Annotated in this window: 12 protein-coding genes; 9 read left to right on the top strand and 3 right to left on the bottom strand. The window is 71.0% G+C overall.

Annotated features, from left to right (window positions below):
• Positions 1–19: 19 nt before the first annotated feature.
• The 3 genes from ACIBCK_RS17515 to fdhD are packed head-to-tail and all read left to right on the top strand — an operon-like array spanning position 20 to position 3,728.
• Positions 20–2,017, top strand: a complete 1,998-nt coding sequence (locus ACIBCK_RS17515) for an NADH-ubiquinone oxidoreductase-F iron-sulfur binding region domain-containing protein (RefSeq protein ID WP_399391098.1) — start codon at positions 20–22, stop codon at positions 2,015–2,017.
• On the top strand, positions 2,014–2,874 hold the full coding sequence (locus ACIBCK_RS17510) for a 2Fe-2S iron-sulfur cluster-binding protein (protein WP_399391097.1): 861 nt from the start codon (positions 2,014–2,016) through the stop codon (positions 2,872–2,874). The genes ACIBCK_RS17515 and ACIBCK_RS17510 overlap by 4 nt, the downstream gene beginning before the upstream one ends.
• A 5-nt stretch (positions 2,875–2,879) precedes the next feature.
• Positions 2,880–3,728: a formate dehydrogenase accessory sulfurtransferase FdhD gene (gene fdhD / locus ACIBCK_RS17505; protein ID WP_399391095.1), complete on the top strand. Its 849-nt coding sequence runs from the start codon at positions 2,880–2,882 to the stop codon at positions 3,726–3,728.
• Positions 3,729–3,811: 83 nt separating this feature from the next.
• Here fdhD and ACIBCK_RS17500 read toward each other — a convergent pair whose 3' ends face one another.
• Positions 3,812–4,255, bottom strand: a complete 444-nt coding sequence (locus tag ACIBCK_RS17500) for a MarR family winged helix-turn-helix transcriptional regulator (RefSeq protein ID WP_399391093.1) — start codon at positions 4,253–4,255, stop codon at positions 3,812–3,814.
• A gap of 92 nt (positions 4,256–4,347) precedes the next feature.
• Between ACIBCK_RS17500 and ACIBCK_RS17495 the strand changes: the two genes are divergently transcribed.
• The 3 genes from ACIBCK_RS17495 to ACIBCK_RS17485 all read left to right on the top strand — a co-directional run bounded on the left by ACIBCK_RS17495 (position 4,348) and on the right by ACIBCK_RS17485 (position 8,586).
• Positions 4,348–5,283 (top strand): zinc-binding alcohol dehydrogenase family protein, encoded by a 936-nt coding sequence (locus ACIBCK_RS17495; RefSeq protein ID WP_399391091.1) that lies wholly within the window; start codon positions 4,348–4,350, stop codon positions 5,281–5,283.
• Positions 5,284–5,417: 134 nt separating this feature from the next.
• Positions 5,418–7,316 carry an exo-alpha-sialidase gene (locus ACIBCK_RS17490; RefSeq protein ID WP_399391089.1) on the top strand — a complete coding sequence of 633 codons (1,899 nt, stop codon included), beginning with the start codon at positions 5,418–5,420 and terminating at the stop codon, positions 7,314–7,316.
• Between the two features lie 10 nt (positions 7,317–7,326).
• Positions 7,327–8,586 carry a DUF4185 domain-containing protein gene (locus ACIBCK_RS17485; RefSeq protein ID WP_399391088.1) on the top strand — a complete coding sequence of 420 codons (1,260 nt, stop codon included), beginning with the start codon at positions 7,327–7,329 and terminating at the stop codon, positions 8,584–8,586.
• Here the strand turns inward: ACIBCK_RS17485 and ACIBCK_RS17480 are convergent.
• A complete protein-coding gene (locus ACIBCK_RS17480) occupies positions 8,522–9,571 on the bottom strand; it encodes a bile acid:sodium symporter family protein (RefSeq protein WP_399391086.1) in 1,050 nt (349 codons plus the stop codon). The genes ACIBCK_RS17485 and ACIBCK_RS17480 overlap by 65 nt on opposite strands.
• Before the next feature lie 116 nt (positions 9,572–9,687).
• Between ACIBCK_RS17480 and ACIBCK_RS17475 the strand changes: the two genes are divergently transcribed.
• A complete protein-coding gene (locus ACIBCK_RS17475; protein ID WP_399391084.1) occupies positions 9,688–10,563 on the top strand; it encodes a LysR substrate-binding domain-containing protein in 876 nt (291 codons plus the stop codon).
• Between the two features lie 27 nt (positions 10,564–10,590).
• Here the strand turns inward: ACIBCK_RS17475 and ACIBCK_RS17470 are convergent, their stop codons facing one another.
• Positions 10,591–11,601 (bottom strand): Lrp/AsnC family transcriptional regulator, encoded by a 1,011-nt coding sequence (locus ACIBCK_RS17470; RefSeq protein ID WP_399391082.1) that lies wholly within the window; start codon positions 11,599–11,601, stop codon positions 10,591–10,593.
• A gap of 122 nt (positions 11,602–11,723) precedes the next feature.
• Between ACIBCK_RS17470 and ACIBCK_RS17465 the strand changes: the two genes are divergently transcribed.
• Positions 11,724–13,217 (top strand): MFS transporter, encoded by a 1,494-nt coding sequence (locus tag ACIBCK_RS17465; protein WP_399391081.1) that lies wholly within the window; start codon positions 11,724–11,726, stop codon positions 13,215–13,217.
• Between the two features lie 204 nt (positions 13,218–13,421).
• Entirely contained in the window at positions 13,422–15,245 is a 1,824-nt protein-coding gene (locus ACIBCK_RS17460) for an AMP-dependent synthetase/ligase (RefSeq protein ID WP_399391079.1), read from the top strand.
• The last annotated feature ends 9 nt before the right edge of the window (positions 15,246–15,254 follow it).

Genomic DNA, 15,254 nt, shown 5'->3' with positions numbered 1-15,254 from the left:
GCGAGGGTGAGGGTGACGTATGGATCTGCACTTCGGTGACAGCAAGCCGACGGACGAGGAGCGGGCGGCGGTCGACGCGGTGCTCGGGCCTCCGGAGTCCGCGTGGGAGGGGGCCGATGACCGCAGCGACGCGGATCTGCGGTGGGCGCGGGGTGGCCGGGCGGCGCGGGAGCGGCGGGATGAGCTGTTGCCGGGGCTGCACGCGCTCAACGACCGTGTGGGGTGGGTGAGCGAGGGGGGCCTCGACTACCTCTGCCGGCGGCTGATGGTGCCGCCTGCGGAGGGGTACGGGGTGGCCACGTTCTACTCCATGTTCTCGGTGCGGCCGCGTCCCGCGACGGTGGTGCGGGTGTGTACGGACCTCGCATGCGGGGCCTCGCTCTGCGGGGAGGTGGAGGCGCGGCTCGCCCCGGAGTCCGGGGTCATTGTCGAGCGAAGCCCCTGCCTGGGCTTGTGCGAGAGGGCTCCGGCGGCGTTGGTGGTGCGGGCCGGTGCGCCTGCGGCGCTTCTTTCCCCAACCCCGCCCCTTCCCGAAAACTCGCTGGCGCGAGGGGCTGGAGGGGTCTCAGCCCGTCCGGCGTTTGAGGACGAACTCGGCGGAGCCGGTGATGACGGCAAGCAAGGCCCCCGCGCTAGCGGGTTTTCGGGAAGGGGCGGGGTTGGGGAGAAAACCTATGTCACCGCAACCGTCGCCCCCGCCGCACCCGACACCCTCGCCCAGGCCGCCCTCGCTCCAGAATCCGCCCCCTCGGAGCCCCCCGCGGCCCTGGCCGTCCCGCAGGCAGGGCAGGAAGGGCAGGAAGGGCTGATCCTCCTCAAACGCATCGGCACGGTGGACCCGACCTCGCTCGACGACTACCGCGCCCACGGCGGCTACACCGCCCTGCGCCGAGCCTTCGCCATCGGCCCCGCCGAAGTGATCCGCGAAGTCACGGACTCCGGCCTCCTCGGCCGCGGAGGCGCCGCCTTCCCCACGGGCAGGAAGTGGCAGGCCACCGCCTCCCAGCCGGACCACCCCCACTACCTCGTCTGCAACGCGGACGAATCCGAACCCGGCACCTTCAAGGACCGCGTGATCATGGAGGGCGACCCGTACTCGCTCATCGAGTCGATGACCATCGCGGGGTACGCGACCGGCGCCCACCTCGGCTACCTCTATCTCCGCGGCGAGTACCCCCGCGCGCTCCAAAGGCTGGAGCACGCCATCACGCAGGCCCGCGCGCGTGGCCTCCTCGGGGACGACGTCCTCGGGCAGGGATACGCCTTCGACATCGAGATCAGGCGCGGCGCCGGCGCCTACATCTGCGGTGAGGAGACCGCCCTCTTCAACTCCATCGAGGGGTACCGGGGAGAGCCGCGGTCCAAGCCGCCCTTCCCCGTGGAGAAGGGGCTCTTCGGCAAGCCCACCGCCGAGAACAACGTCGAGACCCTCGTCAATGTGCTCCCCATCCTCACCATGGGCGCGCAGGCCTACGCCGCCATCGGCACCGCCACATCCACCGGGCCCAAGCTGTTCTGCGTCTCCGGGAGCGTGGAGCGCCCCGGCATCTACGAGCTCCCCTTCGGCGCCACCCTCGGCGAGCTCCTCACCCTCTCCGGGAAGCCGGACAACCTCCGCGCGGTCCTCCTGGGCGGCGCGGCCGGCGGCTTCGTACGGCCCGACGAGCTCGACATCCCGCTCACCTTCGAAGGGACGAGGGAGGCCGGCACCACGCTCGGCTCCGCGGTGGTCCTCGCCCTGGACGACACGGTGCCACTGCCCCGCGTCCTGCTCCGTATCGCCGAGTTCTTCCGCGACGAGTCCTGCGGTCAGTGCGTGCCCTGCCGGGTCGGTACCGTCCGGCAGGAGGAGGCACTGCACCGCATCGTCGAGCGGACGGGGGCGGACGCCGCGGGTGACATCGCGCTCCTGCGCGAGGTGGGGCGGACCATGCGGGACGCCTCGATCTGCGGGCTCGGCCAGACCGCGTGGAACGCCGTGGAATCCGCCATCGACCGCCTGGGGGCGTACAAGTGACCGCCGTACCGCTGGGAATCCCACGCCGTCTCGTCGAGTTCACGCTGGACGGGCAGGCCACCCGGGTGCCGGAGGGCTCGACTCTCCTGGACGCCTGCCGGGCCGCGGGCAAGGACGTCCCGACCCTCTGCGAGGGCGACACCCTGACCCCGAAGAACGCCTGCCGGGTCTGTGTCGTCGAGGTGGAGGGCGCCCGTATGCTCGCCCCGGCCTGCTCGCGCCGGGCCGAGCCGGGCATGACCGTCCTGACCGACACCGAGCGCACCCGCCACAGCCGGAAGGTGGTGCTCGAACTGCTCGCCTCGTCCGTGGACCTGTCGACGACGCCGAAGGTCGCGGGCTGGCTTAAGGAGTACGAGGCCAAGCCCGACCGTTTCGGTCCGGACGCCGCGCGGCTCGACGAGGAGCCCAGGGTCGACAACGACCTGTACGTGCGCGACTACGACAAGTGCATCCTCTGCTACAAGTGCGTCGACGCCTGTGGTGATCAGTGGCAGAACACGTTCGCCATCTCCGTGGTGGGCCGCGGCTTCGACGCCAGGATCGCCGTCGAGCACGACGGGCCGCTGACCGACTCCGCGTGCGTGTACTGCGGGAACTGCATCGAGGTCTGCCCGACCGGGGCGCTCAGCTTCAAGTCCGAGTTCGACATGCGGGCCGCCGGGACCTGGGACGAGGAGCGGCAGACCGAGACGACGACGGTGTGCGCGTACTGCGGAGTCGGCTGCAATCTGACGCTGCACGTGCAGGACAATGACATCGTGAAGGTCACATCGCCGCACGACAATCCGGTGACCCACGGCAACCTCTGCATCAAGGGTCGCTTCGGCTACCAGCACGTACAGAACCGGGACTGATCGACATGGGACGAGTCACGGAGCGCCGCCGCGTCATCCGCATCAGGGACGGGGCCGTCACCGAGCGGCCGGACACCCTCGTCGCGGAGGAACCGCTGGAGATCCGGCTCAACGGAAAGCCCCTGGCCATCACCATGCGCACGCCAGGTGACGACTTCGCGCTCGCGGCGGGCTTCCTGGTGAGCGAGGGGGTGCTCGGCTCGGCGGATGAGCTCCAGTCCATCGTCTACTGCGCCGGAGCCACGGCGGACGGTTCGAACACGTACAACGTGGTCGACGTGAGGACCGCTCCGGGGCTCGTCCTGCCCGACATCAATCTCGAACGCAACGTCTACACCACCTCGTCCTGCGGTCTGTGCGGCAAGGCGAGCCTGGACGCGGTCAGGACGACGGCCCGGTTCCCGATCGCCGACACTCCCCCGGTCCGGCTCGGGACGGAGCTGCTCGCGTGCCTCCCCGACCGGCTGCGCGCGGCGCAGCGCGTCTTCGACCGGACCGGGGGCCTGCACGCGGCGGCGCTCTTCTCGGAGGACGGTGAACTCCTCGACATACGGGAGGACGTGGGCCGCCACAACGCGGTCGACAAGCTCGTCGGGCGCGCCCTCCAGGAGGGCAGGCTGCCCCTGTCGCGGGCGGTGCTCCTGGTCTCGGGGCGCGCCTCGTTCGAACTGGCGCAGAAGGCGGTGATGGCGGGCATTCCGGTGCTCGCCGCCGTCTCCGCGCCGTCGTCACTCGCCGTCGATCTGGCCGCCGAGACGGGCCTGACGCTGGTCGGCTTCCTGCGCGGCTCCTCCATGAACGTGTACGCGGGCGAGCACCGGATCGCCGTGCGGGCCGCGGCCTCCCAGGGCTGACCGGCTCACTCCCCGCTGCACGGCGGCGGGACCCCGACCGGCGGGGAGCGCCCCCTGCGCCGGCGGGGTCCCAGAACCGCTCGCTACGCCTCGGTGCCCGAGATCCGGGTGAGCAGGGCCAGGAACTGCTTGCGTTCGGCGGCCGAAAGAGGCGCCAGGAGTTCGTTGTTGGCGCGCCATGCCACCTCGGCACAGCGGTCGAGGGTCCGCTCGCCGTCCTCCGTGATCGTGATCGCGTTCTTGCGGCGGTCGGCGGGGTCGGGCGCGCGCACGACGAGCCCGGCGTCCTGAAGGTCGTTGATGACGCCGACCAGGTCCTTGGGATCGAGCGAGATGCTGCGGCCGAGTGCCGCCTGCGCGACAGGACCCTGATCGGCGACCGCCGAGAGCACCACGTGGTGCCACATCTTCATGTCCTCGCCCGCCAGGGCCTCGGCGACAAGGCTCCGACCCCTGGCCGCCGCGCGGCCAAGGAGCCAGCTGGGGAGGGTGCGGATTCCGCTGGGTGCGGGCGGGGTCGTGGGCATGGGGCGAGCCTATCCGAGAATCGTTGGACTTCCCAATGAAACTACGAGTACCGTTGGGACTCCCAACGACCCCTGTCCTGGCTGGAGTGAGCATGCGTCGCGTTCGGTACGAACACAGTGGCGGCCCCGAGGTCCTCTTCACCGAGGACGTGCCGGTTCCCGTGCCGGGACCCGGCGAGATCCTCGTGCGTGTCGCCGCGGCAGGGGTCACGCTCCCCGTCGTACGCAAGGTCCGCGAGCCCCGGGAGCCGATCCCGCTCGGCGGGGAGATCGCCGGAGAGGTGGTGTCCACCGGCGACGGCGCGAGCGGGTACAAGCCGGGCGACCGCGTCACGGGGCTCTGCTTCGGCCACGGCTATGCCGAGTTCGCGCTCCTGAACACCGCGATGGCGTCGACCGTCCCGGAGGGGGCGAGTGCCGTCGACGCGGTCGCCCTCGTCCGCAGCGGACTCGTCGCGTACGGCGCGCTCGACGCCGCCCGCCCGGCGCCGGGCGAGGCCGCGCTGGTCACGGCGGCAGCCAGTGGAGTCGGCCATCTTGCCCTGCAACTGGCGAGACTGAGGGGCGCTTCGCGGGTCGTGGGGGCCGTGTCGGCGGGTGGAGCCGGTAGCGACAAGGCGGACTTCCTGCGGGCGCTCGGCGCCGACGAGGTCATCGCGTACGACGAGGAGAAGTGGGGCGAGCCCGTCGACTACGTCCTCGACGCGGTCGGCGGCGAGCTGCTCACGCCCGCGGTGCGGGCACTCGCGCCGCACGGGCGGCTCGTCGCTTACAGCTCGGGCGGCGGCACCGTCCAGGCGTACGACCTGCTCGTGGGCGCGAAGTCGGTCATCGGCTTCCAGATGGCACTCATCGCGCGCGGGAGGCCCAAGGTGTACGAGACGTGGCGCCGAGAACTGTGGCGGCTCTTCGCGACAGGCGAGCTTCGCCCCGCCGTGCACGCCGAGTTCGCACTCGAGGACGCGGCGAAGGCGCATGCGGTGATCGAGGCGCGGGGCAATCTCGGGAAAGTCATATTGATTCCCTGAGCCTGACCAGGCCGCAGCCATTCGTGCCACGCACGCTTCTTGTGGGGTGTCGAGCCGTCCAAGTAGCGTCTGAGGCGCGAACGTTGGACGTGGGATGTCAGGATGTCCAGTCACCTTGAAGGGTGGGCCGCGCCATGCCATCAGCTCTCCATGTACGCCTCAGACCCCTCCGTACCGCCACGGCCGCCCTGACCGTCGTCGCCGTCGGGGCCCTGCTTCCCGGGCCCGCCGCGCAGGCGGCGCCTGACGTCCGCGCCGCGGGGTTCGAGCAGCAGGTGCTTTTCAAGGCCTCGCAGGATCCCGGGTATGCCTGCTATCGCATTCCCGCCGTGGTGAAGACGGTCAAGGGCACGCTCCTCGCCTTCGCCGAGGGGCGGGTGAACGACTGCAGTGACGCCGGCGACATAGACATCGTCGTCAAGCGGTCGCACGACGGTGGCCGCACCTGGAGCCCGCTCCAGGTGGTGAACGAAGGCGCGGGCGACACCCACGGCAACCCGGCGCCGATCGTGGACCGCAGGACCGGCCGCATCCTCCTTGCCGAGACGTACAACACCGGCCGCACGGACGGCGGGAACTGCGCCGTCCCCTGCGACCGCACCCCGCACCTGCAGTACAGCGACGACGACGGCCGCAGCTGGTCGGCGCCGCGCGACCTGAGCGACCAGATCCTGCCCAAGGACTGGAACTCCTGGTACGCGACCGGCCCCGTGCACGGCCTCCAGCTGACCCGTGGCAAGCATGCCGGGCGTCTCGTCTTCACCGCCAACACCGAGACGTGGGACGGCAGTCGGGTCACCGCGAACCACGCGTCCCTGATCGTCAGCGACGACGGCGGCGACAACTGGAGGATCGGCGCCAAGGACTCGTACCCGATAGCGCAGGACGGCACGTTCCGGCAGAAGCCGTCGGAGATGACCATCACGGAGCGCCCGGACGGCGCGGTCTACGTCAGCGGGCGCGAGCAGGACGGCACCGATCTGGGGCACCGCACGCACACGATCAGCCGCGACGGGGGTGATTCCTATGTCGCGCCGTTCAAGGCCATTCCCGATCTCTACACACCTCAAGTGCAGGGCGCCACACTCCAGTTCGGCAAGCGGATGCTGCTCGCCTGCCCGGGTGACCCCGACCGCCGCCGCACGATGCAGATCCGCTCCTCGTACGACGGCGGCCGCACCTGGGACAGCGTGGACCGCGGCACGACGGTCACCACGGACTGGTCCGGCTACTCGGACATGGTGCGGGCCGACGACGAGCACGTGGGCCTGATGTACGAGGGCGGGGCGGTCGACGCCCGCGACGAGATCCGCTTCGCGCGCTTCACCGAGGACTGGCTGGGGCCACGCCGGGGCCCGGACCCGAAGACCACCGACCGCGCGCCGCACGCGAAGCCCGCGGCCGTGCTCGGCGGGGCGTCCACCACCGACGGGCGGTTCGGCAAGGCCATCGCCTTCGACGGATCGAATGATGCCGTACGGCTCCCCTACCGCAGTCAACTCCCGCTCGGGATGAAGGACTTCACGGCGTCGTTGTGGTTCCGGTACTCCGCCACCAGCGGTGAACAGCCGCTGCTCTGGATGGGCGGCGTCGGCACCAACCAGCCGCAGGTGTGGCTGCGCGGCGAACCCGCGAGCAACCGCGTCACGGGTCTGATCACCACGCGTGAGGGCTCCTCTCCCCCCAGGTCCGCCTCCGTGCGCACCACGGGTGCCTACAACGACGGCCAGTGGCATCACATCGCGCTGCGGCGCGGCGGCGGGGAGCTGACGCTGTCCGTCGACGGCACGCCGGTCACCACGGCGGACGTACCCGGCACGGTCACGCGCACCTCCGGGTACGGATTCCATGTCGGCCAACGGGTCGACAGCCGCGCCCACTTCACCGGCTCCATCGACGAAGTGCGCGTCTACGACCGCGCTTTGAGCGACGACCAGTTGACCGCCCTCGGCAGGAGCGGGGCGGCCAAGGCCCCTGTGACGCGGGACACCGTCGCATGGCTCCCCATGGACCACGTCCGCGGGAGCAACTAACGTCCCGCACGTGTCCGCCGACCAAGGTCAACGCCGAGGCTGGAGCGCGCGCAGGACCTGGATCGTCCTGCTGCTCGCCCTGACCTGCGCGGCCGTGCTGCTCACCGCCCTCCCGGAAGACGACCGGGAGGGCGGCGACGCATGTCAGGCACGCACCGTCTCGTCCTGGACCGCCGACGACGAGGTCACCGGAGCCTTCGCCCGTTACGGCGACGACACCGCGCGGGCGGACGACTGGACCGGCGGCGACGGCACGCATTCGGTGCGCCTGCCGGACGGGCGGCTGCTCTGGTTGTTCTCCGACACCTTCCTCGGCCAGGTGCACGCCCCGCCCAACCCGGTGGGCCAGCCGCACACCTGGCGTGACGCGACCGCGCCCATGGTGCGCAACTCGGCGGTGGTGATGTCGCGTTCGGGCACCCTGGAGCGCACCCTGCCCACCCCGCTCTTCCCGGACCCCGCACCGCAGCAGTGGCGCTGGCCGGTCGCCGCGAAGGTGGAACCCCGCTCCCCCGGCTCGTCCGACAAGGTCGTACGCGTCCTGCTGTGGACCCGCGCCACCGGCACGGGCCCGTGGATCTACGGGGTGCCGACCGCCACCGAGGTCGCCACGCTCTCCCTGCCCGACCTGCGCGTCGAGGGCATCGTCAAGGTCTCCGACCAGAGCGCGGTGCGAGACCTCGACCAGCGGGTCCTGTACGGCACGACGGCGGTCGACGACGGCGACTGGACGTACGTCTTCGGGGGCAACGACGGCAAGGCGGTCTCCCGCCCGGCCTCGCACGCGTACGTGGCGCGCGTGCCCAAGGGCAGGCTGGCGGAGCCCGGCGCGTGGCGGTACTGGGACGGCGCGGACTGGACGGAGTCGGGGAAACCGCGGGCAGTGCTGGGCGACGGGCAACGCAAGGGCGTGGGCAGCGCGTTCACCGTGGTGCGCGTGAAGGGGACGTACGTCCTGTTCACGATGGCCGCGGGGGCCGAGGGCCTGACGACCGTGACGTCGTACTGGTCGTGCTCGCCCACCGGCCCCTGGCACGGGCCCGCGAAGGGGTTCGCGCCGCCTCTCCCGAAGGACGGTTCGGCCGAGCAGGACACGGCCGCGTACAACCCCCAGGCGCATCCCGCGCTCAGCGAGAACGGGCGGCTGCTGCTGAGTTACGACGTCAACTGGCTGGACGCGGCTCCCGCGAGCGCGCAGGCGAACGTCAGCCGGAACGTGTCCCTGTACCGACCGCGGTTCGTGTCTCTTCGGATCGCGACGGCTCAGTGACGAGGTCCTCGGCGTTCTCGGGGTCCCGCGAACGGCGCTTGGCGATCACCGCGCAGACCATCAGCTGCATCTGGTGGAAGAGCATCAGCGGCAGTACGGCGAGCGAGGCGTGGGCGCCGAACAGGACGCTCGCCATGGGCAGTCCGGCCGCGAGGGACTTCTTCGACCCGGCGAACTGGATGGCGATGCGGTCCCCGCGGCCGAAGCCCATCTTCTTGGCGCCGTACCAGGTGAGGGTGAGCATCACGGCGAGCAGCACCGCCTCCACGCCGAGCAGCGCGCCGAGCCTCAGCGGCGTCACCTGGTGCCAGATGCCCTGCACCATGCCCTCGCTGAACGCGGTGTAGACGACGAGCAGGATCGAGCCGCGGTCGACCAGGCTCAGCACCTTCTTGTTCCGGGCGATGAAAGCGCCGACCCACCGGCGCAGGAACTGCCCCGCGAGGAACGGCACCAGGAGCTGGAGCACGATCTTGAGGACGGAGTCCGCGGAGAATCCGCCCCCGCTGTTGCCGAGCAGGGCGGCCGCGAGCAGCGGCGTGAGGACGATGCCGGCGAGCGAGGAGAAGGAGCCCGCGCAGATCGCGGCGGGGACGTTGCCGCGCGCCATGGACGTGAAGGCGATCGACGATTGGATCGTCGAGGGCACGAGCGTGAGGAAGAGGAATCCGCTGTAGAGGGCGGGCGTCAGGACGTACGGAACGAGTCCCTTGGCCGCGAGTCCGAGCAGCGGGAAGAGGAGGAACGTACAGGCGAGGACCGTGACATGGAGCCGCCAGTGCTTGAGTCCGTCGAGGGCCTCACGGGTGGAGAGCCGCGCCCCGTAGAGGAAGAACAGGAGCGCCACGGCCCCGGTCGACGCCCCGCCCGCGATGTCGGCGCCGGTGCCGCGTGCGGGCAGCAGCGCGGCGATGCCCACCGTGCCGAGCAACGCCAGGATGTAGGGGTCGATCGGCATCCAGGTGGGCCAGCTCGGGCGTTTCACTTCGCTCCATCGGTTCGGTGCATGTCGTGCCCTCTCGATGATCCTCCTGATCACCGCGATCGGGAATCCCGGATACCGCTCTGACTGTCATCACGTTCCGCGATAACCTCGTGACCATGTACGACCCCGCCCAGCTCCGCACGTTCCTCGCGGTGGCCCAGACGTTGAGCTTCACGCAGGCCGCCCGGCGCCTGGGGCTTCGCCAGTCCACGGTGAGCCAGCACGTGCGCCGCCTGGAGGACGCCACCGGACGCCAGCTCTTCGCGCGGGACACCCACTCCGTGGAGCTGACCGAGGACGGCGAGGCGATGCTCGGCTTCGCGCGGCGGATCCTGGAGGTGCACGAGCAGGCGACGGCGTTCTTCACCGGGACGCGGCTCGGCGGACGGCTGCGGTTCGGGGCGTCGGAGGACTTCGTCCTGACCCGGCTCACCGACATCCTGGAGTCGTTCCGGCACGAGCACCCCGACGTGGATCTGGAGCTGACGGTCGAGCTGTCGGGCACGCTGCACGAGAAGCTGGACGCGGGCAAGCTCGATCTGGTCCTGGCCAAGCGGCGCCCGGAGGACCCGCGTGGCGAGCTGGTCTGGCACGACGAGCTGGTCTGGATCGGCGCGCAGCGGCTGCGCCTTGACCCCGAGAAGCCGGTGCCGCTCATCGTGTTCCCGCCGCCCGGCATCTCCCGCGCGCTGGCCCTCGAGGCCCTGGAGCGGCGGGGCCGTGCCTGGCGGATCGCCTGCACGAGCGGCAGCCTGAACGGCCTCGTGGCCGCCGCCCGCGCGGGACTCGGCGTGATGGCGCACTCCCATGGCCTGATCCCGCCCGGCCTGGTCCGCGTCCCGGAGCGGGCGGGCCTTCCGGAGCTGGGCGCGGTCGACTTCGTACTCCTGCACGGGGAGCGGCGGGCCTCGGCGCAGGGCGCGGCGGACGCGCTCGCGGCCTCGATCCTCGCGGGCGGCGACCGGCTGCACCGGCGGCGTCAGCGTGGATAGGTGCCGATCAGCGGGGACAGGGCCGGGTCACCGGAGATAGGGCCGGTACGTGAGCTGTTTGACGCGGCGCATGAAAGGCGCCGTTTCGACGTGCTGGACGCCGTCGAGCCGCCCCAGCTTTCCGCTGAGGTAGGCGTAGAGCGCGGGGATGTCCCGGGTCACGGCCGTCGCCATGATGTTGGAGGGGCCCGCCACGGCGGTGGCGTGGGCGATCTCGGCGTGGGACGCCAGTGCCTTGCCCACCGAGTCCATGGCCCACGGAGCCGTGGTGATCCAGAGCATCGCCCCGACGTGCAGCCCGACGAGGTCGTTCGAGTACTCGTGGTCGATGTAGATCGCTCCGGAGGCGAGTAGTGCGCCGAGGCGGCGCTTGACCGCCGACTCCGAACGCCCGGTCGCCCGCTGGAGCTCCGGGTAGGTCGCGCGGCCGTCCTGTTCGAGCGCGGCGACGAGCGGCTCATCCTCCGGCTCGATCCGCTGGGGCACATCGGTGCGGACGGCGGACGCGGCCTGCGCGGTACGCAGGGCCGCGATCTGCTCCTCGCTCAGCGGCCCGTGTTTCATCAGCCAGCCGTCGGGGCCGCCGAAGAACCGGTGCAGCATCTGCTGGGCGCGGATGTCGACGATGTGCGGGGTGCGCGGGAGCTTGGCCAGCAGCAGCTCGTCCTGGTCGGTGCGGGTGCGCGGCCGGGTGCAGCAGACGACTTCGGTGCCGCCGGACGTGAGGCCGATCCATGAGGTGTCGGGGCGGCGTGCCAGGGCGGTGGCGATGGCGTCGGCGCCGTCGGGGGCGCAGCGCAGCCGCAGCATCCACTGGTCCTGGCCGAGCTTCTCGTGATCCCGTACGGCGACGATCCGCAGGCTGCCGTCGGAGACCAGTTTGCGGTAGCGGCGGGCGACGGTCTGGTCGGAGACGCCGAGGACGGCGGCGATCTTGCTGAAGGGCGCGCGGCCGTCGATCTCCAGCGCCTGGAGGAGTCTGGCGTCGAACGAGTCCCGCATGCCCGACGTGGGGGATTCCACTCCTGCACTGTCCATCGGTGTCGAATTCCTTCGTTCTCTCGTGACTGATGCCCTGGATCGTCCGGGCGAACTCCATCGTACGAGCCGTACGAGGCACATACACGCGTCGTACGAATCGGACGAGGAGAGAGTCGAAGATGCGTACATGGGGGCCGCTCACAGCGGTATGCCTGGGGACGTTCATGCTGCTGCTGGACGTGACCATCGTGGTGGTGGCACTACCCGACATGGCGAGAGCGCTCGATGCCTCGCTCAGTGATCTGCAATGGGTGATCGACGGCTACGCCCTCGCGCTCGCCGCGCTGTTGCTCGGGGTCGGCGCCGCGGCGGACGTGCTCGGCCGGCGGCGGCTCAACGTGGCGGGCACCGCGCTCTTCGCGCTCGCCTCGCTCGGCTGCGGGCTCGCCACGAACGCGGATGCCCTGGTGGCCGCCCGCGCCTTGCAGGGACTCGGCGCCGCCGCGATGTTCGCGACGACGCTGCCACTGCTCGGCGCGGCCTACCAGGGGCGGGACCGGTCGTTCGCGCTCGGCGTCTGGGGCGCGGTCAGCGGGGCGGCGGCGGCGCTCGGGCCGATCGTCGGCGGGCTGCTCACCGAGGGGCCCGGCTGGCGGTGGATCTTCTTCGTGAACCTGCCGGTGAGCGTCGCCTCGATGTGGCTGACCCTGCGCGTGGTGCCGGAGTCGAAGGCTCCTGCTGGACGCCGGGTCGACTGGGCGGGCACGGTGACGTTCGCGCTGTTCGCGGGCGCGCTGACGTACGGGGTGGTGCGGGCCGGCACCGAGGGCTGGACGTCGGCGCCCACCGTGGTGACCCTCGGCATCGCGGTGCTCGCGCTCGCCGCCTTCGTGGCCGTCGAACGCCGTGTCGCGCATCCGCTGCTCGATCTGAGGCTCCTGCGCATGCCCGCCTTCACGGGCGTACTGGTCGGCGCGATCGGCTACAACGCGGCCGCGTTCGGTCTGATGCCCTACCTCTCGATCTGGCTGCAGACCGTGCTCGGGATGAGTCCGGTGACCGGCAGCCTCGTCATGCTGCCGCTGGCCGCGACCTCGTTCGTCGTGGCCGCGATCGGCGGCCGGCTGCTGCACGGGGTGCCCGCGCGGCTGACCATCGGCGTGGGTCTGCTCCTGATCGGCGCCGGCGGGGTCGCCCTCGCGGTGCTCGACGCCGGGTCGTCCTGGGGCTCGCTCGTCCCGGGGCTCACGCTCGCGGGCATCGGCACCGGCCTTGTCTCGCCCGCCCTGGGAGGAGCGGCCCTCGCGGCGGTGCCGCCCGCGAACGCGGGGATGGCGGGCGGCGCGGTCAACACCTTCCGGCAGCTCGGATACGCGGTCGGGGTGGCCGCCTTCGGCACCGTGCTGACCTCGCGGATGCAGGACTCGCTCGGCCATGACGCGGCTCACACGGTCGCAGGCGGCGGTGCGGCGGCCCTGCGTGGCACGCTTTCCGATCATGAAGTGCGGGCGGCGTTCGCCTCCGGCCTCAACGCGGGGGCGCTCGTCGCGGGGGTGGTGGGTCTGGTGGCCGGAGTCGCGGTTCTCGCCATGGTGCGGTCCGCGCGGAAGCCTCCGGAGGCGGTGGTTCCGGCTGCTGCCGGGTCCGTCTCCGAGAAGCAGCCACAGCCGTAACCGCTGCGTACAGATTCGGTGGAGATTACGCCACCGAAACTTACTGAACCGTAAGTATTCTGTCCCGCCTCTCCCCTTGTGGCCGGATTTCACCGGCTGACCAGCGTGGATGGTACGTACCGAGGGGTCGGTCACCCCTCTCCCGCCGGGCTGCGCGGTGGGGTACCGTCACCGGCGCTGTGCGGAGCGCCACAAGGAGCATCATTGCGCGAGTTCACGAACCCTCCGTTGGCGTCGGCGCCGCTGGTGGGCGGCCTTGCCGACGTCGTGTTCGACCATGCCCTTGAGGATCCGCTCCACGTCGCCTTCGGCCGCAAGACCGACGGTGTGTGGCGCGACGTCACATCGGCGGAGTTCCGCGACCAGGTGATGGCGCTCGCCAAGGGACTGCTCGCCCAGGGCGTGCGCTTCGGTGACCGCGTGGCCATCATGTGCCGCACCCGCTACGAGTGGACGCTCTTCGACTACGCGCTCTGGTCGGTCGGCGCCCAGGTGGTGCCCGTCTACCCCACGTCCTCCGCCGAGCAGGTCTTCTGGATGCTGCACGACGCGCAGGTGTCGGCCGCCATGGTCGAGCACGAGGACCACGCGATGACGATCGGCTCGGTGATCGACCGGCTGCCGCAGCTGCGCAGGCTGTGGCAGCTGGACGCCGACGCCGTGGACGAGCTGTACCGCGCGGGCCAGGACATCGACGACGAGGTGGTCAACCGCCACCGCCGCGCCGTCACCCCCGACTCGATCGCCACGATCATCTACACCTCGGGCACCACGGGCCGCCCCAAGGGCTGTCTGATCTCCCACGCGAACTTCATGTTCGAGGCGGAGACCGTCATCCAGCGCTGGGAGCCGGTCTTCCACTCCCGGCGCGGCGACGAGGCGACGACGCTGCTCTTCCTGCCGCTCGCGCACGTCTTCGGGCGCATGGTGCAGGTCGCCGCGGTCCGTGGCGGGGTCAAGCTGGGCCATCAGCCGAGCCTGAACGCGGCGGCGCTCATCCCGGACCTGGCGGCATTCCGCCCGTCCTTCATCCTGGCCGTGCCGTACATCTTCGAGAAGGTCTTCAACGCGGCGCGGCGCAAGGCCGAGAAGGACGGCAAGACGGGGCCCTTCGACAAGGCCGTGGAGTGCGCCGTGCGGTACGCGGACGCGATGGAGGCCAAGGCCTTCGGCACCGGCCCCGGGCCTTCGGCGGCCCTGCGCATGCAGCACTCGCTCTTCGAGAAGCTCGTCTACGCCAAGGTGCGCGACGCCATGGGCGGCCGCGTGCGGCACGCGATGTCCGGCGGCTCCGGGATGGACCGGCGCCTCGGCCTGTTCTTCTCGGGCGCGGGCGTCGAGATCTACGAGGGGTACGGCCTCACGGAGTCGACGGCCGCCGCGACCGCCAACCCGCCCGAGCGCACCCGCTACGGCACGGTCGGCCAGGCCATCCCCGGCACCACCGTGTACATCGCGGAGGACGGCGAGGTGTGGCTGAACGGCGGCAACGTCTTCCAGGGGTATCTCAACGACCCCAAGGCCACCGACGCGACCCTGCACGAGGGCTGGCTCGCCACCGGCGACCTGGGCGCGCTCGACGAGGACGGCTACCTCACGATCACCGGGCGCAAGAAGGAGATCCTGGTGACCTCCGGCGGCAAGAGCGTCTCGCCGGGGCAGCTTGAGGAGCGGGTGCGCGACCATCCGCTGGTCGCGCAGTGCATCGTGGTGGGCAACGACCGCCCCTACATCGCGGCGCTCGTCACGCTGGACGGCGAGGCCGTCGAGCACTGGCTGACCATGCGCCGCAAGCCGTCGATGTCCCCGACGGAACTGGTGCGGGACCCGGATCTGGAGACCGAGGTACGGCGGGCCGTGGTGGCCGCCAACACCCTTGTCTCGCAGGCCGAGTCGATCCGTACGTTCCGGATATTGGCGCACCAGTTCTCCGAGGAGCACGGGTTGCTCACGCCCTCGCTGAAGCTCAAGCGTAAGGCGATCGAGACTGCTTACTCGGCTGAGGTCGAGGCCTTGTACCGGGCCTGAGGGGTCCGG

The organism is Streptomyces sp. NPDC051218, from assembly GCF_044455475.1.
In the GTDB taxonomy this organism is placed as follows: domain Bacteria; phylum Actinomycetota; class Actinomycetes; order Streptomycetales; family Streptomycetaceae; genus Streptomyces.
Note: the sequence above shows the minus strand (reverse complement) of the source record. Positions and strands in the feature narration are given on the sequence as shown.